The organism is Stieleria sp. (assembly GCF_041595215.1).
Lineage (GTDB): Bacteria > Planctomycetota > Planctomycetia > Pirellulales > Pirellulaceae > Stieleria > Stieleria magnilauensis.
Genome location: NZ_JBFHKV010001270.1, coordinates 1 through 2200 on the forward strand (window position 1 = coordinate 1; position 2200 = coordinate 2200).

The following is a 2200-nucleotide window of genomic DNA, read 5'->3' on the forward strand; positions in this document are numbered from 1 at the left end:
TACGGACTGCACTAGATTCCGTCTCAGCTCAAATCTCGGGTAGTGGACGAGGCGACGAGTCCGCTTGCTAGATTCCGTCTCAGCTCGAATTTCGGGTAGTGGACGACGCGAGGAGTCCCGCGATTAGTTGTCTCGTTCAATATTAGAATTGTCGGTGGACTCGTCGCCTCGTCCACTACGTGGTGATTCGTTTATTGATTGTTGATAGGTGTTGACTAGGAATGGATTGACGCACGAAGCGTAGTGGACGACGCGAGGAGTCCCGCGATTAGTTGTCTTGTTCAATCATTAGAATTGTCGGTGGACTCGTCGCCTCGTCCACTACCGCCTACCCGATATTCAGATCTCGACAGAGCACTAGATCGGCGGAAGCGTGCGGACCTGGGCATCGACCGGCAGCGCGATGTCTTGCAGCGGCAAGAACTGAGCCTCATCGGGGTTGTACGCAAACACCTCACCGGTCTCGAACTTGTAGACCCAACCGTGCAGCTTCAATTGCCCGCGTCCGATCGCGGCGGCAACCGAAGGGTGCGTCCGCAGACTTTCCAGTTGGACCAACACGTTTTCTTCGACGGTCAACGTCAACCGCTTCTCCGGGTCGGTCAGGTGACCATAGTTCTCTTGGACGATCCGCCGTGTCGCTTCGGCGTGCTCCAGGTACGCTTTGACCGCGGGTAGTTGTTCGATCGACTGCGGATCCAACAGCCCCGCCATCGCTCCGCAATGGGAGTGTCCGCAGATCACGATGTCGCGGACTTTCAAAACGCTGACCGCGTATTCGATCGTCGCCGCTTCGCCACCGTGAACGCTGCCGTAGGGAGGCACGATGTTGCCCGCGGTCCGCTGAATGAAAAGCTCGCCGGGGCGGGTTTGGGTCAGCCGATTCGGATCGATTCGCGAATCCGAACAGGTCACGAACAACGCCAGCGGGTTTTGTCCTTCGACCAACGTCTCGAACAACTGCTGGTCTTGGCTGAACAGTTCACGCTGAAACTTGTGAATTCCATCGACTAGTTTTTGCATCGTCAAAATCCTGGTTGCGGAAGTGGCTAGACCGCCTGAAAAGGGTCCCGAGAAACCGGCGCCCGAGTTTATCAAAGATGGCTCGGTCCTGTCGTCTGTAATCCTATCGGAATCAATTCGCTTGTCGGATGTAAGATTTTCAGTCCCCGGGTGAACTATGTTTGAGTCAGACCCTTGTCTGACCTGCCATCGTTCCCTCCGCGAACCACGAAACGCGAAACTTTGCGGTCCGTCGCGGGTTGGAATACTACCGTCGCTCGTCTCTGTTCCTGCTCGCTTGTCCCGGGAGAAATCCGGTGTTTTTCCAGCGAATTTTGCGATCTGTCCTTTTTTTCGTAAGCGCAGCCTCGCTGGTGGGGGTGGCTGGTTTTGCCGCCGCTGCCGACGACGTTGCCGCCACACCGCTGACGCCCGAGCAATCGAAGTTTTTTGAAACCAAGATCCGCCCCGTGCTGGTTCGCGAGTGCTACGGCTGTCACAGCAAGCAAGCCGGACAGAGCAAGGGGGGGCTCCGGTTAGACACCCAGGCGGCGATGATCGAGGGCGGCGACAGCGGCCCGGCGATCGTGCCCGGCGACCTGGACGCGAGTCTGTTTTTCGGCGCGATCACGCACACCGATTTCGTGATGCCGCCGAAGCGAAAATTGACCGATGCCGAGATCGCCGATTTCCGAACCTGGATCCTCGACGGGGCGCCCGATCCCCGTGTCATCACACCGGTCGAAACGCCCGCGCAGACGATCGACGACGAGATGATCGCTCAAGCCAAGCGGACCTTTTGGGCCTATCAAGCACCGCGCCGCAGCCGACCGCCCGAACCGGACGCCGCCTCAACGCACGCCGCCGCCTGGTCCAAGACGACAATCGATCGTTTCCTGTTGAACGGACTCGACGATGCCGGATTGCAGCCCGCCGCCGACGCACCGGCGCCGAACATCTTGCGACGACTGTGCTTTGATCTGATCGGTTTGCCGCCCACCCCCGAGCAACTTGAGTGGTTCACCGCGGCCTACGACCAGAACCCCGACGCCGCGGTCGCCCGCGTCGTCGATCGATTGTTGGATTCGCATCAGTTCGGCGAGCATTGGGGACGTCACTGGTTGGACGTCGTCCGCTATGGCGAATCGACCGGACGTGAAGTCAACATGACGTACCCGAACGCTTGGCGCTACCGCGA

General features: G+C 58.9%; 2 protein-coding genes. One reads left to right on the plus strand and one right to left on the minus strand.

Features of this window, described 5'->3' with window-relative positions; all coding sequences use genetic code 11:
* Positions 1 to 357 precede the first annotated feature (357 nt).
* The gene (locus ABX749_RS30435) at positions 358 to 1023 is read right to left on the minus strand and encodes a carbonic anhydrase (RefSeq protein WP_372899344.1); all 666 of its coding nucleotides are present in this window, start codon (positions 1021 to 1023) and stop codon (positions 358 to 360) included.
* A 359-nt stretch (positions 1024 to 1382) separates the two neighbouring features.
* Between ABX749_RS30435 and ABX749_RS30440 the strand changes: the two genes are divergently transcribed.
* On the plus strand, positions 1383 to 2200 hold an 818-nt coding region (locus ABX749_RS30440), incomplete at its 3' end, for a DUF1549 domain-containing protein (RefSeq protein WP_372899345.1).